The following is a 21903-nucleotide window of genomic DNA, read 5'->3' on the forward strand; positions in this document are numbered from 1 at the left end:
GCCATGAAAAAACAGGTCGTGTTGTACAAGAAACTTTCACCCGCGCTGATGGCTCGTCTGCAAGAGCAGTGTGAGGTGACGCTGATCAACAGCCTCGACGCCGACGGCCTCATGCAACTGCGTGATGCCCTGCCCCGCGCCCAAGGTTTACTCGGCGCCAGCCTGAAACTCGACGCAGCCTTGCTCGATCTCGCGCCGCAACTCGAAGCCATCGCCAGCGTCTCGGTCGGCGTCGATAACTACGACATCGATTACCTGACCCGGCGCAAGATTCTCCTGAGCAACACCCCGGACGTGCTCACCGAAACCACCGCCGACACCGGTTTCGCCCTGATCCTCGCCGCTGCCCGGCGTGTGGTGGAACTGGCGAACATGGTGCGCAGCGGCCAATGGAGCCGCAATATCGGCCCGGCGCATTTCGGCACCGATGTACATGGCAAGACGCTGGGGATTATCGGCATGGGCCGTATCGGCGAAGCGCTGGCGCAGCGTGGGCATTTCGGATTCGGTATGCCGGTGATCTATCACAGTCAGTCGCGCAAACCGGCGGTCGAGGCGCGATTCGATGCGCAATACCGCAGCCTCGAAGATCTGCTCAAGCAGGCCGACTTCATTTGCCTGACCTTGCCGCTGACGGCGCAGACCGAAGGTTTGATCGGCGCCGAGCAGTTCGCGCTGATGCGCCCGGAAAGCATCTTCATCAATATCTCGCGGGGCAAGGTGGTCGATGAGGCGGCGATGATCGAGTCGCTGCGTCATCAACGGATTCGGGCGGCGGGGCTGGATGTGTTCGAGCGTGAGCCGCTGAATCACGATTCGCCGTTGTTGCAACTCAATAATGTGGTGGCGACGCCGCACATGGGCTCGGCGACGTATGAGACGCGGGAGGCGATGGCGCGGTGTGCGGTGGAGAATTTGTTGGCTGCGTTGAAGGGAGAGAGGCCGGCGAATCTGGTGAATCCATCGGCCTGGCAGGGTTGAGACCTGATCGTTCCCATGCTCTGCGTGGGAATGCAGCCCGGGACGCTCTGCGTCCCTTCTGGAAGCTGGAACGCGGAGCGTCCCTTGAGGCATTCCCACGCGGAGCGTGGGAACGATCAATTTGTGAAATGTCAGGCACTGCGGGCTTGTAACAGCTGCGCCGCACACAACGCAATCCGCGCACAGGCATCCGCCAGTTTCACCCGGTCCAGCACCAGCCCGATGCGAATATGCCCCGCCGCGCTCGGCCCGAATGCCTCCCCGGCCAGCACCGACACGCCATAGCCCTCCAGTAACCGTTCGGCAAACGCCTGTGCGCCGAGACCGGTCTGGCGCACATCAACCATCACAAACATGCCGCCATCCGGGCGAATCGGGTACAACCCCGGGCATCCGTGCAAACGCTCGCACACCAGATCCCGGCGCAGGCGATATTCCTCGCGCATCTGCGTCACTTCCGGCAGGTCTGACTGCAACGCAATCTCTGCGGCTTTCTGCACAAAATCCGGCAGGCCAAACAACATGCTCAGCGACAAATTGACCAAATGCTCGGCCAACGACTTCGGCCCGATCATCCAGCCGATGCGCCAGCCGGTCATGGCGTGGGATTTCGACAGGCTGTTGATCGTCGCCGTGCGCTCGGCCATGCCCGGCAGACTCGCCGGGCTGACGTGCTGACCTTCGTAAAGCAAATCGCTGTAGACCTCGTCGCTGATCAGCCACAAGTCATGGCGGATGCACAGCGCCGCCAGTTCTTGCCAGATCAGCAGTGACAGGCTTGCGCCGCTGGGGTTGTTCGGACTGTTGAGCAGCATGGCGCGGGTTTTCGGGGTGATACGCGCGGCAACATCCACCGGGTCGACGCGAAAGCCGTTTTCCGGACGCACCGGCACCGGCACCACCGTTGCGCCACACGCGCCAAACACGCCTTCGTAGGTGACGTACATGGGTTCGGCGACGATCACTTCATCGCCGGGATCGAGCAGACATTGCGCCACCGAATACACCGCGCATTGCGCGCCGGGCATGATGATTACGTGGTCGGCATCCACCGCTTGCCCGCTACGCCGACGATGGCGGTCGGCAATCAGCTTGCGCAGCGCCATACGGCCACGCACTTCGGAGTAATGGGTATCGCCCGCCAGCAAACTGTCGATCGCGCCGTGGACAATCGGCAGCGGTGTATCGAAATCCGGGTCGCCCACGCTCAGCAGCAAGATATCGACACCCTCGGCGCGCAGCTCCAGCGCTCGGTCGTGAATCTGCCAGGCAGCGGCTCCCTCCCCGGCGATTCGTTGGGTCAAGGCTGAATAGCGCATGTACGTCTCCTGATTGCGCGGTCTCCAGCCTTCACCGTATCTCAAATCACGAAACGCGCCACCATGGCGTTCAAATCCACCGCCAGACGCGACAGTTCGTGGGTCGCGGCGCTGGTCTGGTTGGCCCCGGCGGCCGATTGCGTAGCCAGATCGCGGATGTTGACCAGGTTGCGGTCGACCTCGCGCGAGACTTGCGCCTGCTCTTCCGAGGCGCTGGCGATCACCAGATTGCGTTCGTTGATCTGATGGATCGACTGGGTGATCTGCTCCAGCGCAACCCCAGCGGCGCGGGCCATTTCCAGGGTGGTCTGGGTGCGCTGGTTGCTTTGCTGCATCGACGACACCGCTTCGCCGGTGCCGTTCTGGATGCCGGCGACCATTTTTTCGATTTCCTGGGTCGACTGCGCGGTGCGATGAGCCAATGCCCGAACCTCGTCCGCGACCACGGCAAAACCGCGCCCGGCCTCACCGGCGCGTGCGGCTTCGATCGCTGCGTTGAGGGCCAGCAGGTTGGTCTGTTCGGCGATGGCGCGGATCACATCGAGCACTTTGCCGATATCACGGCCCTGCGCGGCCAGGCCTTCGATCATCTGCGCGGTGTTCTGCACGTCGTGGGTCATGGTCTGGATCGCGTCGACGGTTTTCACCACTTGATCGCGACCTTCGCGGGCGGCGTGGGTCGACTGGTTCGAGGCTTCGGAGGTCGACACGGCGTTGCGCGCCACTTCTTCGACAGCGGCGGTCATCTCGTTTACGGCGGTGGCGGCTTGTTCGATTTCGTTGTTCTGCTGCTGCAGGCCACGGGAGGCTTCTTCGGTCACCGCGCTGAGCTCTTCGGCAGCGGCGCCCAGTTGTGTGGCGGAACCGGCGATCTGTTCGATGGTTTTGCGCAGGTTGCTCTGCATGGTGGCGAGCGCCTGCAGCAACTGCGTCGCTTCGTCCTTGCCGTCGACTTCGATGGTTTTGCTCAGGTTGCCGTCGGCAATGGTTTGTGCGGCCAGTACGGCACGGTTCAGCGGGGTGACGATGCTGCGGGTCAGCAGCCAGGCCAGTAGCACGGTGGCCAGCGCTGCGATCACGGCAACGATGATGATCCCGGTCACGGCGCTGTCGTAGTGTTCACCAGCCTTGGTGGCCGCCGTTTTCGCATCGGTCGTGTTGATTGCAATCAGCTTGTTGAGCTGCTCGCCCATCTGGTCAGTACCCTCCTTGATCCGCGTGTTGATCAGGGTGCGCATCTCGTCGAGTTTGTCCTGACGCGACAGCTCAATCATCTGACTCTGCGCTTGCAGGTAGTTGTCCAGGGTGGTTGAGAAGGTCTGGTAGATTTCACGTTCTTCAGGGCCTGCCGGCAGCGCGGCATAGCTGGCCTGAGCCTTGCGCGCCTTGTCGACCAGCACGGCAATGCGCGTTTGCGCCTCTTGCAGGCTGGCCGGCTCGCGATTGACCAGTACACGGAACGACAGGATGCGCATGCGCAGGACGTTTTCCGTTACCGCACTGAGGTGGGTGACACTGGGCAATTGCGTCGAGTCCATATCGATCGAAGCCTGACGGATGATCGACATGCGATTGACGGCGAACACACCGAGTACGATCACCAGCAAGGCGATAAAGGCAAAACCGAGAAAGGCACGGGGCGCGATATTCAGATTACGCAGGGACATAGTTGAGCTCTCGAAAGATAGAAACTACGAGCGTCCATGCGTCATCACTGGCCCGAGGGGGCGGGTTCAGTCCGGCGTCACTGTTTTAGGAAGTTATGTGCGCGCCTGTTAGCTGTATCGGCCAGGCTTTAGGAAGATTGCGGGTCAATAGCAACTATTTTTCCGGGTGTTACAACAATGAAACACTGTTGATCGCTTGGTGTAGGAGCTGCCGAAGGCTCGGGCCGCGATCGGACGATCTTTTGATTTGAGCTTTTAAAAGCAAAATCAAAAGATCGCAGCCTGTGGCAGCTCCTTCAGGGGTAGATTCCGATCTGGCTCAGCGTTTGGCGGCAAGCTGCCAGACTCGGGCGATGTCGGTGGCGCGTTCACGCAACAGACGCGGTGCTTCGGCACAGGCGTGTTCCAGTGTCATCGGGCCGCTGGTCACGGCAAATGCCGCATCGATACCGTGTTCGTAAAGTTCTTGATAACCCTCGCCCAACGTCCCGGCGATGACAATGACCGGGACATCGTGCTGCCTGGCAATCCGCGCAACACCGAACGGGGTCTTGCCGCGCAAGGTCTGCGCATCGAATCGCCCTTCTCCGGTGATCACCAGATCAGCGCCTTTGACCGCTTCGGCAAGGCCAACCAGTTCGGCGACCACTTCCACCCCGGCTTGAAACTGCGCGCCGAGAAAAGCCTTCGCTGCAAAGCCCAAACCGCCCGCCGCACCGCTACCCGGTTCATCGCGGACGTCTTTGCCCAACGCTTGTGCACACAGTTCGGCGAAGTGCGCCAACGCCTGATCGAGTTGCTGCACTTGCGCCGGCGATGCACCTTTCTGCGGACCGAAAATCGCTGAGGCACCGTGTGGGCCACACAGCGGATTGTTCACATCAGCGGCGATATCGAAACGCACCTGCGCCAGCCGCGGGTCGAGTTCGCTCAAGTCCAAGCGTGCCAGTTGCGCCAGGGCCAAGCCACCGGCCACCAACGCTTGATTCTGTGCATCGAGCAACTTCACGCCCAGCGCCTGCATCGCCCCGGCGCCACCATCGTTGGTGGCACTGCCGCCAATCGCCAGAATCACCCGTTGCGCGCCGGCATCCAGCGCTGCGCGAATCAGTTCGCCGGTACCGAAGGTGCTGCTGATGCAGGCATCGCGTTGCCCCAGCGGTACCAATTGCAAGCCACTGGCCTCGGCCATTTCGATAATTGCCGTGTGGTTGTGCGGCAACCAGCCCCACGCGGCGTCGACGGCTGTGCCCAGCGGGCCACGCACGCGGGTACGGCGCAGTTCGCCTTCGCAGGCAGCCAGAATCGATTCGACCGTGCCTTCGCCGCCATCAGCCATCGGGCATTTGATCATCGTTGCCTGCGGCCAGATCTGGGCCAGGCCGAGGGCAATGGCTTCGGCGACGCCTTGGGCACTGAGGCTGTCCTTGAACGAGTCGGGGGCGATGACGATCTTCATGGGAATTCTCCGGTTGCAATGCCCCTCATGCTGCCAGTCGGCCTGCGCCTTGACGCCTGTCCGCTGCACAAGTGGCGGGGGCGTTTATTGTTCATTTTCACAAAGACAGGGAAAGTGGCGGTGAATGTTCGGCCGCCATCGCTGGCAAGCCAGCTCCCACAGGGATTGTCGGTGAACACAAATGTAGTGAACACCATCAACCCTTGTGGGAGCTGGCTTGCCAGCGATGGCGGCCTCAAAAACACCTCATGCCGACAGATCTGTCTGGGGTAACAGCTGCACCCCAAGATACAGCGCCAGCATCCCATCGAGCCGCAGCGGATCAACCCCACTCAACTCGGCAATCCGCTCCATCCGATAACGCAAACTGTTGCGATGAATGCCCAAGGCATCGGCGCAGGCCTGACTCTGGCCATCGTGCTCACACCAACTGCGCAACGTCGCCAGCAACTGGCCGTTGCCGTCCTTAGCGATCACCTTGCGCAACGGTTTGAGCAATTCGTCCAGTGCATCATCGTTACGATGCCGCCACAACATCACTGGCAATCGATAGCGGTTCAGCGTCAGCAATCGCGAATGCGGCAACACTTCGCGACCATAGGCGAGCAAGTCGCCCACGCGGCGATAACAACGGCGCAGCCCGGCGAGTCCATCGGCCTGCCCGCCCACGGCAATGCGCAGAATCTTCCAGCCGAGGCCGTCGAGTTTTTCCAGCAAGCGATCATGCTCGACGTTTTGACTCGCCGGCCGACACCACAGCAGTGACGACTTCGCCGAACTCACGCACCAGCTATCGGGATAACGCGACGTCAGCCAGGCACTCAACGCCTCAACGGTTTGCCCCGGCCCATGCTCAAGACCCAGCTCGAACAGATACGGCACCCGCGTCAATTGCGGTTTGAGGCCAAGTTGCTGCGCCTCATCGACCAGACGCGGCGAATCCCCCGCCTCGCTCAGCAGCAGCGCCAGCAAATCATCACAACGCTGGCGCCGCCATTGCTGCTCGGCCTGCTGATTGCGCTGGCCAACTAGCATTTCGGCGGTCATGCGCACCAGTTCGGCGTAAGTGCGCAACTGCTCCGGTTCGCCAGTGATGCCAAGTACTCCGATCAAGCGCTGATCGAGCAACAGCGGCAGGTTGATCCCCGGTTGCACGCCCTTCAAATGCACGGCGGTCTGCGCGTCGATCTCGACCACGCGACCGTTGGCCAACACCAGTTGCGCGCCTTCGTGACGGGTGTTGATGCGCTCCGGTTCACCGCTGCCGAGGATCAGCCCCTGGCTGTCCATGACGTTGACGTTGTAGGGCAAAATGGCCATGGCCCGGTCGACGATATCCTGGGCGAGGTCGTGATCGAGTTCAAACATAGCGGCGGCAATCCTTGATTTATGGCACTGGCGGTTGTTCACCCGCACAGGGTCTGACGGCAAACCCTGTGCGCAGGCACAAAGACAATCCAGCCAAAGGTGGCCGAGACTCTCGGGGCGATCAACGTTACCCTTTGCATCGCAAAAAATCATAATAAAGAGAGAGCCGCTATGTCGCAGAGCGCCGCAGCTACCCAGACCATCGATGACGGTAAAAACGCCGTTTATAAACGCATCACCCTGCGTTTGATCCCCTTCATTTTCATCTGCTACTTGTTCAACTACCTCGACCGGGTCAACGTTGGATTTGCCAAATTGCAGATGCTTGATGCCCTGAAATTCAGCGAAACCGTGTACGGCCTCGGTGCCGGTATCTTCTTCATCGGCTACGTGCTGTGCGGCGTACCGAGCAATCTGGCGTTGACCAAATTCGGCCCACGGCGCTGGATCGCGGTGATGATGATCACTTGGGGCACGCTGTCGACCTGCCTGTTGTTCGTCACCACCCCGACCGAGTTCTACACCCTGCGGCTGTTCACCGGTGCGGCTGAAGCCGGGTTCTTCCCGGGCGTTGTTTTGTACCTCTCGCAGTGGTTCCCGACCTTCCGCCGTGGCCGGATCATGGCGTTGTTCATGTCGGCGATCCCGGTTTCCGGATTGCTCGGCAGCCCGTTCTCTGGCTGGATTCTCAATCACTTTGCTGCGGGCCAGGGCGGTCTGGCCGGCTGGCAGTGGATGTTTCTGCTGCAAGGCATTCCTACCGTCATCCTCGGCGCCCTCGCCTATTTCCTGCTGAGCGACAGCTTCGCCAACGCCAAGTGGCTGAGCCCGCATGAGCGTGCAGTGCTAGAAGCGGATCAGGCCGAAGATTTGGCGAACAAACCGAAAACCACCTCCGACTCGCTGCTGGCGGTGTTCAAGAACCCGGCGATCTGGGCGTTTGGCCTGATCTACTTCTGCATCCAGAGCGGCGTGTACGCGATCAACTTCTGGCTGCCGTCGATCATCAAGAACCTTGGCTTCAGCGATAACCTGGTGATCGGTTGGTTGAGCGCGATTCCGTATCTGCTGGCGGCGGTGTTCATGCTGTTGGTCGGGCGTTCGGCGGACTTGCGCAAGGAGCGTCGCTGGCACTTGGTGGTGCCGATGCTGATGGGCGCGATCGGTCTGGTGATTGCGGTGAATTTCGCGGCCAACCCGGCCATTGCGATTCTGGGTTTGACCATCGCCACCATGGGCGCGCTGACCGGCCTGCCGATGTTCTGGCCAGTGCCGACGGCCATGTTGAGCGCCGGGGCTGCGGCCGGTGGTCTGGCGTTGATCAACTCGATGGGGCAGATGGCCGGGTTCCTCAGTCCGTACCTGGTGGGTTGGGTAAAGGACAGCACCGGTTCGACCGACGCGGCGTTGTATCTGTTGGCGGGTGTGATTGTGGGCGGGAGTCTGCTGGCGTTGCGCATGACGCGGACGTTGCGGGCTTGAGTTTTTGATGCACGGAAGAACGGCCCTTTTCAGGGTCGTTTTTTATTGGGGGTTCGGCTTGGAGTTTGTGGTGTTCTGTAGATCCTTTTCCCCCTCACCCCAGCCCTCTCCCCCAGGGGGGCGAGGGGGAAAGGGAGCCGATTGCCGGGCTATTCAGGATCTGAATTCGACTCGGTATTGCACGTCGGCGTACCTCTTTGAAACACCTCGGTCGGTCCCCTCTCCCTCCGGGAGAGGGTTAAGGTGAGGGTTGTATTCAGCTAATAATTCACTTTGCCGCGTCACGCGCTTCTGGTATTTGATTAGGGCTTTCCCACCGACAAAAGGATTTCGGCATGAGCTTTCGCACTCTCGGGCACTCAGGGTTACAGGTGTCCACCCTCACCCTCGGCACGATGATGTTTGGCGAGCAGACCAGCGCAGAGGATTCGCTGCGCATCATCGACAAAGCCTGGGATCAGGGGATCAATTTCATCGACACCGCCGATGTCTACACCAACGGCCGCTCCGAAGAGATCGTCGGTGAAGCAATTGCCCGGCATCGGCATGAATGGGTGCTGGCGACCAAGGTCGGTTTCGGCCCGGTGGACGGCGTGCCAAACCGCAGCGGCTTGAGCCGCAAACATATCTTCAATGGCATCGATGCCAGCCTGACCCGGCTCGGCACCGACTATCTCGACATTTATTACCTGCACCGTGAAGACCACAACACACCGCTTGAAGTCAGCGTGTCGGCGATTGGCGATCTGATCCGTCAGGGCAAGATTCGCTACTGGGGGTTGTCCAACTATCGCGGCTGGCGGATCGCCGAGGTGATTCGTATCGCCGATAAACTCGGTGTTGACCGCCCGGTGATCAGCCAACCGCTGTACAACATCGTTAACCGTCAGGCCGAGACCGAGCAGATCACAGCAGCGCAAAGCTATGGCCTTGGTGTGGTGCCTTACAGCCCGCTGGCCCGGGGCGTGCTGAGCGGCAAATACGCACCGGACGCCAAACCGGACGCCAACAGCCGCGCCGGACGTCAGGACAAGCGCATTCTGGAAACCGAATGGCGCGTCGAGTCGCTGCGTATTGCCCAACAGATTCAGCAGTACACCGAGCAGCGCGGCGTCGCAATTGTGGAGTTTGCAATCGCTTGGGTGTTGAACAACAGTGCCGTGACGTCGGCGATCGTCGGCCCGCGGACGGAGCAGCAATGGGATGCGTACACCAAGGCGCAGACCGTGAAGATCAGCGCTGAAGATGAGGCATTTATCGATTCGCTGGTCACGCCAGGGCACTCATCGACACCTGGATTCAACGATGTGAGTCATTTTGTGTCGGGGCGTAAACCGCACCAGGCTTGAGTTTGCCCGCCTCCCTTCGACAGCCGACACCCTCGGCTGTTTTTTCAGCGGATCAAAGCGCGATCAAACGGAATGAGTTGATTGATCGTTCAGAAATAACCAAGGACTGATAAATGCCCAATCGCCCCGTTGCGGTTTCCAGCAAGCTTTTGCGCAGTCTGCTGTTCAAACTGCCAGGCGATAAGCTGCGCGATCCCTCTTCCTCGCAAGCAAACGCGACTACCGGCAAGCGCAAACCATCGATTGAATACCGTGCGGATATTGACGGACTGCGCGCAATCGCGGTGTTGTTGGTATTGATTTTTCACGGCGGTCTGGCGCTTTTTCCGTCCGGTTTTATTGGCGTCGATATCTTCTTCGTGATCTCGGGTTATCTGACGACCGCGATCATCATGAAATCGCTGAACAACGGCACGTTCACTTTCTCGGGGTTCTACACGCGTCGAATCTGGCGCTTGCAACCGGCCGTGATTGCGTTGCTGGTCGTTACGCTGATAGTCAGCACGCTGCTGTATTTGCCCGATGACTATGTCGATTTTCTCAAAAGCGAAAAGTACACGTCGTTAATCATCTCCAACCAATACTTTTCCAAAGTGACAACGGGTTACGCCACGCCGGATACGGCGAGCCTGCCACTGCTGCACACCTGGTCACTGGCCATCGAATGGCAGTGGTATCTGGCCCTGCCACTGGGCCTCTGGTTGCTTAACCGCTATCTGGCAAAAAGCGTTTTCAAAGCGGCGGTGCTCGGTTTGACCCTGGCGGCAATGGCGCTCGCGCTGTACCTGTCTTACACCAATCCAGAAAAAAATTACTACTTCTTCACCGCGCGAATTTTCGAATTGATGATTGGCTCCTGCGCAGTCATCTTCGGCACAGGCAAGTTCAGGCTCAATCGCCTGAGCGCCTCTCTGGTCTGTGCACTTGCGCTTGTCACGATTATCTATTGCGCCACCCTCGACGATATCCTGCCGGGCTTCCCGCAGTACCACGCCATTGCCGTGTGCCTGGCCACTGCAGCGCTGCTGTTCCAGGGTATTGGTGATGCAAGCATCACCTCGAAACTGCTGGCCTTCAAACCGCTGGTGTTTATCGGCACGCTCTCGTACTCCTTGTATTTGTGGCACTGGCCGATCCTGGCAGTGATGAGTTACATGGGCATCGCCCTCACCCCGCCGATGATCATCTTTTACTTTGTTTCGACGTTCGTCCTGGCCTGGCTCTGCTATGTGCTGGTCGAAAACCGGTTTCGAAAGGCCAGGCTCGGCTTTGCCAAAACGCTGGTCGTGCTGATGATCGTACCGGCTATCGGTCTGTCGCTGCTCCACGCTGCCAGCGTCAGGCATGAAGGCTGGCCCGACCGTTTCAACCAAGGCTATAACGAGGTGTTCAATGGCTTGAAAGCCTCTGTTCCAGCCAATCGGGAAGGATGCCTGGGCGTCAGCGATGGCGCCGATCCTGGCTGCATATCAGGCGCCGTGCAGGCCGCGCCGCAAATATTGCTGATGGGCGATTCGTTTTCGAATCATTACTGGGGTTTCGTTGAAACACTGGCCAGGGATGCCAACCTTGCCGTCCTCACACAGGGTTACCCGGCGTGCCTGGCCTTGCCCGGGATCTACCTCTATGACGAGAGTAAATACACGAACGGGCTGTATCAAAAATGCCATAACGCCACTCAACGCTATTACGAGATGATTGCGAAGCAGCATTTCAAGTATGTGATCGTGGGTCAGTTCTGGGAGGCCTATCTCGACGACGACATCGTCACCAGACGGGACGACCCGCGCAGCCCGGAACTGTCGCAACAACGCCTCGGCACCGCGATCCGCAAGGCGCTGGACAAGATTGTCGAGTCAGGCGCTACGCCGGTCCTTCTGGAAAACACGCTGCCCATGCCTGCCGGGATCAACACCTGCCTGCTGCAACAGGTCAAGTTGCGCGGCTTGATGGGCAGTGCCGAGCAAAGCAGTCTCTGCGCCACAGCGCCATGGTCAGGTGCCAAAGAGCCGGTGCTGGAAAAACTCTTCAATGACCTGAAGGCTGAATATCCCGGCTTGATCGTCATTGACCCGAAAATCGTGCAATGCAAAGACGACGCGTGTATGACCACCGTCGATGGCTTGCCGGTCTATCGTGATATTGGTCACGTCACCGATTACGCCTCTTACAAATTCGGCGAGATGTACCTCAAGCGCTTCGGTAATCCGTTGAAGGTTGCTCAGTGATGTTTTCCTGGCACTGACTACGCTTGTGGAGGAATGGCCGCAGGCTGCGATCTTCGACTTTTAAAGGCAAGACCAAAAGATCGCAGCCTGCGGCAACGCCTAGACGGTATATGTGTGAAGAATATTGAGCATCTGCCCAATATTCAGCACAAAAACCACGTATCCTTCGCGCCCCGTTTGACCATCAACCCGCGAGGACAGTTTGTCTAAAGGTATCGCTCTATCGGTTTCGGCCTCGGTGCTGTTTGCCGTCATGTATTACTACACCTCGTTGCTCACACCGTTGAGCGGCGTGGAGATCTTTGGCTGGCGGATGCTCCTGACGGTGCCGTGCATGACCGTGTTCATGCTGGTGTCCGGGGAATGGCGGCGGGTGCTGGAGCTGGTGCGGTTGATGGCGGCAAAGCCGAAATTGATCGCCGGCCTGCTCGTCTCCTCTGCCCTGCTCGGCGTGCAACTGTGGCTGTTCATGTGGGCGCCGCTCAATGGCTACAGCCTCGACGTGTCGCTGGGCTACTTTCTGTTGCCACTGGCGATGGTGCTGACCGGGCGCATTGCCTACGGCGAGAGCCTGTCTTATTTGCAGAAAATTGCAGTGTTCTTCGCCAGTTTGGGCGTGCTCAATGAGCTGTATCAGGTCGGTGGGTTTTCTTGGGCGACGCTGGTGGTCGTGGTCGGCTATCCGCTGTACTTCGTGCTGCGCAAATATCTGAAGACCGATAACCTCGGCGGCTTGTGGGTCGACATGACCCTGATGCTGCCGGTGGCGTACTGGTTTGTGCAGGGTGGCGAGCAAGGCTTCGGCGTGTTCGATCAGTACCCGGGGCTGATGTGGCTGATTCCGTTGCTGGGATTGATCAGTGCGTCGGCACTGGTGGTGTACATCATTGCCAGCCGTTTGCTGCCGTTCAGTCTGTTTGGCTTGTTGAGTTATGTTGAACCGGTGCTGTTGCTCGGTGTGGCGTTGTTGCTCGGTGAGAGCATCAAGTCCGGGGAGTGGCTGACGTATATTCCGATATGGCTGGCGGTAGTGGTGCTGGTCTTCGAAGGCTTCAAACACCTGATGCGCCAACGCCGTCCTTAAAAGCGAAAGATCGCAGCCTTCGGCAGCTCCTACATTTGGAATGCGTTTTTCCTGTAGGAGCTGCCGAAGGCTGCGATCTTTTGATCTACAAAAAAATCCCGACTCTGCATTTCAGCAGGCCGGGATTTTTCATTTCAGTGGCGGATTACTCAGTGGCAAGCACACCACGACGCACCTGATCGCGCTCGATCGACTCGAACAGGGCCTTGAAGTTGCCTTCGCCGAAACCATCATCGCCTTTGCGCTGGATGAATTCGAAGAACACCGGGCCCATCAGGGTTTCCGAAAAGATCTGCAGGAGCAGGCGCTTATCGCCCTGCTCCGAGGCGCCGTCGAGCAGGATGCCGCGCGATTGCAGCTGATCAACCGGCTCGCCGTGGTTCGGCAGGCGACCTTCGAGCATTTCGTAGTAAGTATCTGGCGGCGCGGTCATGAAACGCATGCCGATCTTCTTTAACTGATCCCAGGTCTTGATCAGGTCATCGGTGAGGAACGCAACGTGCTGGATGCCCTCACCGTTGAACTGCATCAGGAACTCTTCTATCTGGCCAGCGCCTTTGGACGACTCTTCGTTCAACGGGATGCGGATCATGCCGTCCGGTGCGGTCATCGCTTTCGAGGTCAGGCCGGTGTACTCGCCCTTGATGTCGAAGTAACGGATCTCGCGGAAGTTGAACAGCTTCTCGTAGAAGTTCGCCCAGTAGGCCATGCGACCGCGATAGACGTTGTGGGTCAGGTGGTCGATGATCTTCAGGCCGGCACCGACCGGGTTGCGATCAACGCCTTCGAGGAACACGAAGTCGATGTCATAGATCGAGCTGCCTTCGCCGAAGCGGTCGATCAGGTACAGCGGCGCGCCGCCAATGCCTTTGATCGCCGGCAGGTTCAGCTCCATCGGACCGGTTTCGATATGGATCGGCTGAGCGCCGAGTTCCAGTGCGCGGTTGTAGGCTTTTTGCGAATCCTTGACGCGGAACGCCATGCCGCACACGGATGGGCCGTGTTCGGCGGCGAAGTACGACGCCACGCTGTTCGGTTCGTTGTTGAGGATCAGGTTGATTGCGCCTTGACGGTACAGGTGCACGTTCTTGGAGCGGTGGGTCGCGACTTTGGTGAAGCCCATGATCTCGAAGATCGGCTCCAGGGTGCCCGGCACCGGCGATGCGAGCTCAATGAATTCAAAGCCCATCAGGCCCATTGGGTTTTCGTATAAATCTGCCATGGTGGCGCCTCATCATTTCTTATCAATTAACCAGGGTTATTTGTCAGTCATGCGAGGTCGGTGGGTGGCGCACAGGAGATGCCACGCACACTGCGGGCGAGGAAGTCACCGTAGATCAGTTGAAACCCGAATATCTTCATTGTCGACCCAAGGCTCTTGCGGGCGAGGCTTCTGCTGCCAGAAGACGATTATTATTGTATGCGTAACCCGATTCTACACAGCGTAAATAGGCTTGTCTGCCCTCCCTATAAAATCCGCTTTTTGGCGCCCGGCGCAAGGGCTTTGTTGCACTATGCTTTTCAGCGGCGCGCCGTTATCCGGCCTGCGTTCGAGAGTCCCACTCCCCCCGCAACAGGATGCGCCCATGCCGTTGACCGTCAGACCCCGCCGCAAACGCAGCACCCGCATCGCCGTCACGCTGTTCAGCGGTTTGCTTCCGATGCTGCTGGGCAGCGCCATTCTTTACATGCAGGCCGGACGCACGCTGGAGCAAGGCTCACAACAGACCGCCGAAGAGGCGCTGCACCAGTTCGAGTTGATGCTCGACAACACCGCGCAAGCGGCGCGCGAATTGCTGCCATTGGCCGGTCAGAATTGCGAAAACGTCAAACTCGCCTTGCGCGAGCAAGTAACCCGCCGCCCGTTCGTGCGCTCGACCAATCTGGTGTGGGACGACAACCTTTATTGCAGCTCTTTGTTTGGCGACTTCAAGGAAGCCGTCAACGCGGGCGACTACAACCAGGGCAAGTTGTGGCTGATGAACGGCAATCCGGTCACCCCCAACACCGCGCTGCTGGTTTATCGGCTCAGCGAAGGTCGCGGCGGCGCATTGACGACACTGGACGGTTACCATCTAAGCAACATGTTGCGTTTGATCGGCCGGCACATGTTGCTGGTGCTGCAAGTGGGCGATAACTGGCTATCGGGCGACGGCAAAGTCCACACCGGTACCCTCCCCACGCTGCCGATAGCGCAAAACACCCTGGCCTCCTCCCGTTATGCGTTCAGTGTTTCTGCCGGGTTTCCCGAGGGCGAAACCTGGCGCTACATGGTCGATGAATATCCGCCGCTGTTCAGTCTGCTGATTTTTTTTGGCGTGGTTTCGGGGACCATTGGCCATGTCCTGCAGAAGCGCTCCACTTCACCGAGCCACGAAATGCTCCGCGCGCTCGAGGCTGGCGAGTTCATTCCCTACTTCCAGCCCGTGGTGCATGGCGACAGCAAGGCATGGTCGGGAGCTGAAGTGTTGATGCGCTGGACTCACCCGAAAGAAGGCCTGGTACGTCCGGATCTGTTTATTCCATTCGCCGAGCATTCGGGGTTGATCGTGCCGATGACCCGCGCCCTGATGCAACAAACTGCCGCGCTGCTGGGGCCGCTATCAGCAACGTTCACCGCGCCATTTCATATCGGCATCAATATCACCGCGAGCCATTGCAAAGACCTGGAACTGGTGGAGGATTGTCGAACGTTTCTCGCCGCGTTCGCCGCCGACAGCATCAACCTGGTGCTGGAGTTGACCGAGCGCGAATTGATCGAGCCGACCGACATCACTCGCCAGCTGTTCGAGCAACTGCACGCGCTGGGCGTGAAGATCGCGATTGACGACTTCGGCACCGGCCACTCAAGCCTGGGCTACTTGCGCAAATTCAATGTGGATTTCCTCAAGATCGATCAGAGTTTCGTCGCCATGATCGGTGTCGATGCGTTGTCCCGACACATTCTCGATACCATTATCGACCTGTCGGCCAAGCTTGATCTGGGTATTGTTGCCGAAGGTGTCGAAACTCAGGCGCAAGCCGATTATCTGACCGCACATCACGTCAACTTCCTGCAAGGGTATCTGTTCGGCAAACCGATGCCGGCTACGGAATTCATCAGCGCATTAACTCACCATTAACTAAGCCGGATTAAGACGAGCGTACCGGCCAGGCGCACCAAATTGATACAAAAGACCGCTGTTGTTACATGAGGACAACATCAGGATTTACTCTTGGCGCATTAACTACTACAATTTTTTCAACCTGAGCAAGATTGGCAGGGGAGCCATTTATCACCGAGTCGCTTCAAGGCTCTTGGCTTATTAGCTTTGTTTGCGGTTGGTATCAGCCAAACACACTATTGGAGTAAAGATATTGTCCAGACTCGCTGAATTTCGTGCAGCTGAAAAGGCCCTTCAGGAACAGCTCAAACAGCTGGAATCGCTGAAGAACGATGCCGGGCTCAAGAAAGAAATCGAATTCGAAGAAAAGCTCCAGGGGCTGATGAAAACCTACGGCAAAGGCCTGAAGGACATCGTCGCCATCCTCGATCCGAACCCGGCAAAATCCGCTTTGCAGACCTCTGCAGCCCCTAAAACCCGCCGCGCTCGCGTGGTCAAGGTTTATCAGAATCCGCATACCGGTGAACTGATCGAAACCAAGGGCGGCAATCACCGTGGCCTGAAAGCCTGGAAGGAACAATACGGTGCAGCCACCGTTGATTCCTGGTTGCGCGGTTAATCCAACGCCAACAAAAAAGCCCTGCATGACGCAGGGCTTTTTTGTTGACAATGTCTAACAAATGAAATGAATTTCATCGAACAAGTTGCGGGTTTTCTGTAACGTTGCTGAGTCATAAAGCTAAACATTTTGCGGCGCGATGTTGCGATCAAGGCCGCCATTAAACTTTGTGCTTAATCCGTTCGGGTATCTAACCTTCTCCGTGAAGAGTACAGCACCTTAAAGTTTCAAGCTGTTTCTCAGCGCCACTATCTCGTCTGCGCTGGCCTTATAAATCTCAGCTTGCCCGGCGTAGGAAAGAACATAAGCCTTGTCCGCCTCGACTGCCGCCACTAGGGTTTGCGACAACACATGCCGACCGTTTTCGGTGATGGTGCAAGTGGTTTCCAGTGCCGGCAAAGTACCCAGCGTCGCCGGATGCACTTTGTTGCAGACACTTTGGTAACCGCTCTGGAAAAAGTCCTTCTGTATCGACTTGCGCATCTCCAGCAGCACGCCCTGCAAATTGACCTGATGCCCTGCTTCGACATGAGTCATGGTCAATTCCATGACCATCACCTGATTGCCATCGGCGTCATTCTTGACCGCGCGCTGACGGGAAACCTGTGCAGCTGCCTCGGGCAGCGCCTCGACTTGCCAACCGGCTGGCCAGGTAATGCTTGGTTCGTCCGCTGACGCGCAGACCGCCACAAGCGACAACACAAAAAAAACAAACACGGATTTGAACAGTCGGATCATTGCCGGACGCACTCGCAGATTGAGCCGTAAAGTCTGAGGCTCGCCCGCACGCAGGGCAAGCCTGCCCTTTCATTTGGCGATGCCGACAGGCATGCGTATCATTGCGTCCATTCACTCGCCCATAGTTATTGGAGGGCCCATGAGCCTGCACGAACTCAATACGTTCCCCGGCGTCACCGCCACCCCAGACAGCGCAACCCGCAACTTCGTTTTCAACCACACCATGTTGCGCGTCAAAGACATCACCAAATCCCTGGACTTCTACACCCGCGTCCTGGGCTTCTCGCTGGTGGAGAAACGCGATTTCCCGGAAGCCGAGTTCAGCCTGTACTTCCTCGCACTGGTCGACAAAGCGCAGATCCCGGCCGACGCGGCTGCCCGCACTGAGTGGATGAAATCGATCCCGGGCATTCTCGAATTGACCCATAACCACGGCACCGAAAACGATGCGGATTTTGCCTATCACAACGGCAATACCGACCCGCGTGGTTTTGGTCATATCTGCATTTCGGTGCCGGATATCGTCGCGGCCTGTGCGCGCTTTGAAGAGTTGGGCTGCGACTTCCAGAAGCGCCTGACCGATGGCCGCATGAAGAGCCTGGCTTTCATCAAGGATCCGGATGGTTACTGGGTCGAGATCATTCAGCCTGCGCCGCTGTAAAGACTGAAAAGCCCCTCTCCCATAGGGAGAGGGAACTGATTGGGGGATATTGGAGAATTACGCCGACTCGAACGATTGGCGTTGAATCCATAATCGATCAGGTTTTACAGATCGACACCCCACTTCGGACATCTCGATCGGCTCCCTCTCCTGGAGGGAGAGGGAGCTGATTGGGGGATATTGGAGAATTACGCCGACTTGAACGATTGGCATTGAATCCATAATCGACTGGATCTTTCAGGTCGACGGACAGCGCCAGACACCTCGGTCGGCTCCCTCTCCTTCGGGAGAGGGCTGGGGTGAGGGGCAGCTTTTCACATGCAATAAAAAACCCGTGATCGCTCACGGGTTTTTTCATTTCTGGCTGGACGCTTACGCCGGAGCCGAAGTGCGGATCAGGTGATCGAAAGCACTCAACGAAGCCTTGGCGCCCTCGCCCACCGCGATCACGATCTGCTTGTACGGCACGGTGGTCACGTCGCCGGCAGCGAAGATGCCCGGACTCGACGTTTCACCCCGGTTGTCGACGATGATCTCGCCACGCGGCGACAACTCGATGGTGCCCTTCAGCCAGTCAGTATTCGGCAGCAAACCGATCTGCACGAAGATCCCTTCCAGCTCGACGGTACGCAACTCATCGGTGTTGCGATCCTTGTAGCGCAGGCCGTTGACCTTCTCGCCATTGCCGGTGACTTCTGTGGTTTGCGCACTGGTGATCACCGTGACGTTCGGCAGGCTGTGCAGTTTGCGCTGCAATACGGCGTCGGCGCGCAGCTGTACGTCGAACTCCAGCAGCGTGACGTGCGAGACAATGCCGGCCAGATCGATGGCCGCTTCAACGCCGGAGTTACCGCCGCCGATCACCGCCACGCGCTTGCCTTTGAACAGCGGACCGTCACAGTGCGGGCAGTATGCCACGCCTTTGTTACGGTATTCCTGCTCGCCCGGCACGTTCATTTCACGCCAGCGCGCACCGGTCGCGAGAATCACGCTCTTGGCTTTGAGGGTCGCGCCGCTGGCGAAACGGACTTCGTGCAGCTCGCCGTTTTTGCCCGGGATCAACTTGTCGGCGCGTTGCAGGTTCATGATGTCGACGTCGTACTGTTTGACGTGTTCTTCCAGCGCCGTGGCCAGTTTCGGCCCTTCGGTTTCCTGTACGGAAATGAAGTTCTCGATGGCCATGGTGTCGAGCACCTGCCCGCCGAAACGTTCAGCGGCGACGCCAGTGCGGATACCTTTACGTGCAGCGTAAATCGCTGCCGACGCACCGGCCGGGCCACCACCGACGACCAACACATCAAAGGCCTCTTTGGCGCTGATTTTCTCAGCCTGGCGCTCGATGGCACCGGTGTCGAGTTTGGCGAGGATTTCTTCTAGACCCATGCGGCCTTGACCAAAGTTCTCACCGTTGAGGTAGATGCTCGGCACGGCCATGATCTTGCGATCGTTGACTTCGTCCTGGAACAACGCGCCGTCGATGGCGACGTGGCGGATGTTCGGGTTGAGCACGGCCATCAGGTTCAGCGCCTGGACCACGTCCGGGCAGTTCTGGCAGGACAGCGAGAAGTACGTCTCGAAGCTGAACTGGCCTTTGAGCGAGCGGATCTGCTCGATCACTTCAACGCTGGCTTTCGATGGGTGGCCGCCGACTTGCAGCAGGGCCAGCACCAGCGAGGTGAACTCGTGGCCCATCGGGATGCCGGCGAAACGCAGACTGATGTCGGCGCCCGGGCGGTTGATCGAGAACGATGGCTTGCGTGTATCGTCACCGCTGTCGATCAAGGTAATTTGGCTCGAAAGACTGGCAACGTCTTTCAGCAGTTCCAGCATTTCACGGGATTTCGCACCGTCGTCGAGGGAGGCAACGATCTCGATCGGCTGGGTGACCCGTTCCAGGTACGATTTCAACTGGGCTTTAAGATTGGCGTCCAACATACGGGCGATTTCCTTTATTTGAGGCGAAAAAAAGCCCGAGCGAATCTCGCCCGGGCATTTTTATTGGGCGGTGCAGCGTACTTAAGAAGGTGCGGCGTACCGCCCTGAGTTGCGTGTCACAGACTTAGATCTTGCCGACCAGGTCCAGGGACGGCGCCAGAGTGGCCTCGCCTTCTTTCCACTTGGCTGGGCAAACTTCGCCTGGGTGAGCAGCAACGTACTGAGCAGCCTTGATCTTGCGCAGCAGCTCGGAAGCGTCACGGCCAACGCCGCCATCGTTCAGTTCAACGATTTTGATCTGGCCTTCAGGGTTGATCACGAAGGTGCCACGGTCAGCCAGACCAGCATCTTCGATCAGCACGTCGAAGTTGCGGGAGATGACGTGGGTCGGGTCGCCGATCATGGTGTATTCGATTTTGCCAATGGCTGGCGAAGTGTTGTGCCAGGCAGCGTGGGCAAAGTGGGTGTCGGTGGAAACGCTGTAGATCTCTACGCCCAGTTTCTGGAAAGCAGCGTAGTTGTCAGCCAGGTCTTCCAGCTCGGTTGGGCAAACGAAGGTGAAGTCGGCTGGGTAGAAGAATACAACCGACCACTTGCCTTTCAGGTCAGCGTCCGAGACTTGAACGAAGTCGCCGTTTTTGAACGCGGTAGCTTTGAACGGTTTTACTTGGCTGTTGATGATAGGCATTGATGACTCTCCGTCAGGGTTGTGAATTCGATGGGTGAATCCTACCCACTCACTCGACGGATGGCTCATTGGCAAACCTGATGCTGCTGATTTGTTTTCGCTATTAGCTGACTGTATTAATAGAAGAAAACGATCTCTACGACGTAGCCGGTTTATCCGTAATCCGAGCCATCCCCTGGAATGGGCTGGCTTCAACATAGCGCATCGCGGACTTCATATCCTTCCAGCCGACGTAACTCATCAACGATTTCAGATCCCAGCCACTTTGGTGTGCCCACGTGGCAAAGCCGCGACGCAGGGAGTGGCTGGTGTAGTTTTCGGCGGCAATGCCGGCACGCTGCAACGCCTGGCGCAGCAAAGGAATGATGCTGTTGGCGTGCAGGCCCTCCTCATTCAGATTGCCCCAGCGGTCGATGCTGCGGAAAACCGGGCCGCGTACCAGCGCCGCTTCGGTGATCCAGTCGATATAGGCCTGCACCGGGCACAGCTTGAGCAGCGCCGGCGCTTGATAGGTCTGCCCGAAATTTTCCCGATCACCCTTGCTGCGCGGCAAATACAAGGTGATGCCTTTGCCGGCATGCGCTTGCACGTGTTCGATTTGCAAGCGACACAACTCATCGCTGCGGAAGCCGCGCCAGAACCCCAGCAGGATCAAGGCGCGATCACGATAAGCCTTAAGCAGTGACGGACGATCCTGCTGCTCTTTTGCGGTTTGCGCCTCATGCTCCAGCCAGTCGATGACGCGCTGCAAATCCTGCAACTGCAACGGCTCAGCCTGTTTCTCCTGCGCTGGATGCAAAGCCCGAATCCCTTTGAAAACCTTGCGCACCACCGGCGCCTTGGTCGGGTCGGCAAACCCTTGGCTGTTGTGCCACTGCGCCAGCGCCGACAGACGCAGTTTCAACGTATTGATCGACAACTCCTCGGCGTGCGCCACCAGATACCGCGCGACGCTGTCGGCCGTCGCCGGCAAGAACCCGCCCCACTTCACTTCAAAATGCTCGATGGCCGCGCGATAGCTACGGCGCGTGTTGTCACGGGTGGCGGCTTGCAGATAGCGATCCAGATCGCTCATGGGCTGTTTTCTCGCTGGCGTACTGAGACAGGGATGCAGAAACGCATTTTGCCGTCTGACACTGGGTAATACCAGTATATCCCGCGTCTTGGTTATCAAAGGTTTATCTTTATTTTTGAGATGGTACACTGCGTACTTTAGTGGCA

Annotated in this window: 17 protein-coding genes; 8 read left to right on the forward strand and 9 right to left on the reverse strand. The window is 58.3% G+C overall.

Annotated elements, in window-relative coordinates; genetic code table 11:
* The first annotated feature begins 3 nt into the window (after nucleotides 1-3).
* Nucleotides 4-981, forward strand: coding sequence for a D-glycerate dehydrogenase (locus tag CKW14_RS25145; protein WP_095126339.1), 978 nt, complete (start codon nucleotides 4-6; stop codon nucleotides 979-981).
* Nucleotides 982-1112: 131 nt separating this feature from the next.
* Here CKW14_RS25145 and CKW14_RS25150 read toward each other — a convergent pair whose 3' ends face one another.
* From CKW14_RS25150 to CKW14_RS25165, 4 genes are all read right to left on the reverse strand, one after another.
* Nucleotides 1113-2300, reverse strand: coding sequence for a pyridoxal phosphate-dependent aminotransferase (locus CKW14_RS25150; RefSeq protein WP_095126340.1), 1188 nt, complete (start codon nucleotides 2298-2300; stop codon nucleotides 1113-1115).
* A gap of 41 nt (nucleotides 2301-2341) precedes the next feature.
* Entirely contained in the window at nucleotides 2342-3967 is a 1626-nt protein-coding gene (locus CKW14_RS25155; RefSeq protein WP_095050896.1) for a methyl-accepting chemotaxis protein, read from the reverse strand.
* A 319-nt stretch (nucleotides 3968-4286) separates the two neighbouring features.
* Nucleotides 4287-5426 carry a glycerate kinase gene (locus CKW14_RS25160; protein ID WP_095050897.1) on the reverse strand — a complete coding sequence of 380 codons (1140 nt, stop codon included), beginning with the start codon at nucleotides 5424-5426 and terminating at the stop codon, nucleotides 4287-4289.
* A gap of 246 nt (nucleotides 5427-5672) precedes the next feature.
* Nucleotides 5673-6794: a sugar diacid recognition domain-containing protein gene (locus CKW14_RS25165; RefSeq protein WP_095050898.1), complete on the reverse strand. Its 1122-nt coding sequence runs from the start codon at nucleotides 6792-6794 to the stop codon at nucleotides 5673-5675.
* A 171-nt stretch (nucleotides 6795-6965) separates the two neighbouring features.
* Between CKW14_RS25165 and CKW14_RS25170 the strand changes: the two genes are divergently transcribed.
* The 4 genes from CKW14_RS25170 (at nucleotide 6966) to rarD (ending at nucleotide 12937) form a co-directional block, all read left to right on the forward strand.
* On the forward strand, nucleotides 6966-8276 hold the full coding sequence (locus CKW14_RS25170; protein WP_095126341.1) for an MFS transporter: 1311 nt from the start codon (nucleotides 6966-6968) through the stop codon (nucleotides 8274-8276).
* 335 nt (nucleotides 8277-8611) lie between these two features.
* The gene (locus CKW14_RS25175; RefSeq protein ID WP_095047776.1) at nucleotides 8612-9625 is read left to right on the forward strand and encodes an aldo/keto reductase; all 1014 of its coding nucleotides are present in this window, start codon (nucleotides 8612-8614) and stop codon (nucleotides 9623-9625) included.
* A 113-nt stretch (nucleotides 9626-9738) separates the two neighbouring features.
* Nucleotides 9739-11853: an acyltransferase family protein gene (locus CKW14_RS25180; protein ID WP_095126342.1), complete on the forward strand. Its 2115-nt coding sequence runs from the start codon at nucleotides 9739-9741 to the stop codon at nucleotides 11851-11853.
* Nucleotides 11854-12055: 202 nt separating this feature from the next.
* Complete coding sequence (gene rarD, locus CKW14_RS25185; protein ID WP_093431116.1) at nucleotides 12056-12937, forward strand: EamA family transporter RarD; 882 nt, start codon at nucleotides 12056-12058, stop codon at nucleotides 12935-12937.
* A gap of 145 nt (nucleotides 12938-13082) precedes the next feature.
* Here rarD and hppD read toward each other — a convergent pair whose 3' ends face one another.
* Nucleotides 13083-14159 (reverse strand): 4-hydroxyphenylpyruvate dioxygenase, encoded by a 1077-nt coding sequence (gene hppD / locus CKW14_RS25190; RefSeq protein ID WP_093431113.1) that lies wholly within the window; start codon nucleotides 14157-14159, stop codon nucleotides 13083-13085.
* Nucleotides 14160-14523: 364 nt separating this feature from the next.
* On the opposite strand from hppD, the gene CKW14_RS25195 reads away from it, so the two are divergent.
* Together CKW14_RS25195 and CKW14_RS25200 are read left to right on the forward strand one after the other, a co-directional pair.
* The gene (locus CKW14_RS25195; RefSeq protein WP_095126343.1) at nucleotides 14524-16059 is read left to right on the forward strand and encodes an EAL domain-containing protein; all 1536 of its coding nucleotides are present in this window, start codon (nucleotides 14524-14526) and stop codon (nucleotides 16057-16059) included.
* Nucleotides 16060-16294: 235 nt separating this feature from the next.
* Nucleotides 16295-16660, forward strand: coding sequence for a histone-like nucleoid-structuring protein, MvaT/MvaU family (locus CKW14_RS25200; protein WP_093431101.1), 366 nt, complete (start codon nucleotides 16295-16297; stop codon nucleotides 16658-16660).
* A 219-nt stretch (nucleotides 16661-16879) separates the two neighbouring features.
* On the opposite strand, the gene CKW14_RS25205 is transcribed toward CKW14_RS25200, so the two are convergent.
* Complete coding sequence (locus CKW14_RS25205; RefSeq protein WP_095047779.1) at nucleotides 16880-17398, reverse strand: DUF4946 domain-containing protein; 519 nt, start codon at nucleotides 17396-17398, stop codon at nucleotides 16880-16882.
* Between the two features lie 139 nt (nucleotides 17399-17537).
* On the opposite strand from CKW14_RS25205, the gene gloA reads away from it, so the two are divergent.
* Nucleotides 17538-18059 carry a lactoylglutathione lyase gene (gene gloA / locus CKW14_RS25210; RefSeq protein WP_007963339.1) on the forward strand — a complete coding sequence of 174 codons (522 nt, stop codon included), beginning with the start codon at nucleotides 17538-17540 and terminating at the stop codon, nucleotides 18057-18059.
* A 372-nt stretch (nucleotides 18060-18431) separates the two neighbouring features.
* Here the strand turns inward: gloA and ahpF are convergent, their stop codons facing one another.
* The 3 genes from ahpF to CKW14_RS25225 form a co-directional block, all read right to left on the reverse strand.
* Nucleotides 18432-19994 (reverse strand): alkyl hydroperoxide reductase subunit F, encoded by a 1563-nt coding sequence (gene ahpF / locus CKW14_RS25215; protein WP_095126344.1) that lies wholly within the window; start codon nucleotides 19992-19994, stop codon nucleotides 18432-18434.
* A gap of 124 nt (nucleotides 19995-20118) precedes the next feature.
* Nucleotides 20119-20682: an alkyl hydroperoxide reductase subunit C gene (ahpC, locus tag CKW14_RS25220; RefSeq protein WP_047602282.1), complete on the reverse strand. Its 564-nt coding sequence runs from the start codon at nucleotides 20680-20682 to the stop codon at nucleotides 20119-20121.
* Between the two features lie 136 nt (nucleotides 20683-20818).
* The gene (locus CKW14_RS25225) at nucleotides 20819-21757 is read right to left on the reverse strand and encodes a site-specific integrase (protein WP_095126345.1); all 939 of its coding nucleotides are present in this window, start codon (nucleotides 21755-21757) and stop codon (nucleotides 20819-20821) included.
* Nucleotides 21758-21903: the final 146 nt, after the last annotated feature.

Source organism: Pseudomonas sp. Irchel s3a12 (assembly GCF_900187485.1).
GTDB classification, from domain to species: domain Bacteria; phylum Pseudomonadota; class Gammaproteobacteria; order Pseudomonadales; family Pseudomonadaceae; genus Aquipseudomonas; species Aquipseudomonas neuropathica.

What these genes read in the sequence shown, in the direction of transcription:
- CKW14_RS25150 (WP_095126340.1), bottom strand. Translation starts at nt 2,300, where the DNA reads ATGCGCTATTCAGCCTTGACCCAACGAATCGCCGGGGAGGGAGCCGCT.
- CKW14_RS25195 (WP_095126343.1), top strand. Translation starts at nt 14,524, where the DNA reads ATGCCGTTGACCGTCAGACCCCGCCGCAAACGCAGCACCCGCATCGCC.
- gloA (WP_007963339.1), top strand. Translation starts at nt 17,538, where the DNA reads ATGAGCCTGCACGAACTCAATACGTTCCCCGGCGTCACCGCCACCCCA.
- CKW14_RS25145 (WP_095126339.1), top strand. Translation starts at nt 4, where the DNA reads ATGAAAAAACAGGTCGTGTTGTACAAGAAACTTTCACCCGCGCTGATG.
- CKW14_RS25170 (WP_095126341.1), top strand. Translation starts at nt 6,966, where the DNA reads ATGTCGCAGAGCGCCGCAGCTACCCAGACCATCGATGACGGTAAAAAC.
- CKW14_RS25155 (WP_095050896.1), bottom strand. Translation starts at nt 3,967, where the DNA reads ATGTCCCTGCGTAATCTGAATATCGCGCCCCGTGCCTTTCTCGGTTTT.
- ahpC (WP_047602282.1), bottom strand. Translation starts at nt 20,682, where the DNA reads ATGCCTATCATCAACAGCCAAGTAAAACCGTTCAAAGCTACCGCGTTC.
- ahpF (WP_095126344.1), bottom strand. Translation starts at nt 19,994, where the DNA reads ATGTTGGACGCCAATCTTAAAGCCCAGTTGAAATCGTACCTGGAACGG.
- CKW14_RS25160 (WP_095050897.1), bottom strand. Translation starts at nt 5,426, where the DNA reads ATGAAGATCGTCATCGCCCCCGACTCGTTCAAGGACAGCCTCAGTGCC.
- CKW14_RS25165 (WP_095050898.1), bottom strand. Translation starts at nt 6,794, where the DNA reads ATGTTTGAACTCGATCACGACCTCGCCCAGGATATCGTCGACCGGGCC.
- hppD (WP_093431113.1), bottom strand. Translation starts at nt 14,159, where the DNA reads ATGGCAGATTTATACGAAAACCCAATGGGCCTGATGGGCTTTGAATTC.
- CKW14_RS25175 (WP_095047776.1), top strand. Translation starts at nt 8,612, where the DNA reads ATGAGCTTTCGCACTCTCGGGCACTCAGGGTTACAGGTGTCCACCCTC.
- CKW14_RS25225 (WP_095126345.1), bottom strand. Translation starts at nt 21,757, where the DNA reads ATGAGCGATCTGGATCGCTATCTGCAAGCCGCCACCCGTGACAACACG.
- CKW14_RS25180 (WP_095126342.1), top strand. Translation starts at nt 9,739, where the DNA reads ATGCCCAATCGCCCCGTTGCGGTTTCCAGCAAGCTTTTGCGCAGTCTG.
- CKW14_RS25205 (WP_095047779.1), bottom strand. Translation starts at nt 17,398, where the DNA reads ATGATCCGACTGTTCAAATCCGTGTTTGTTTTTTTTGTGTTGTCGCTT.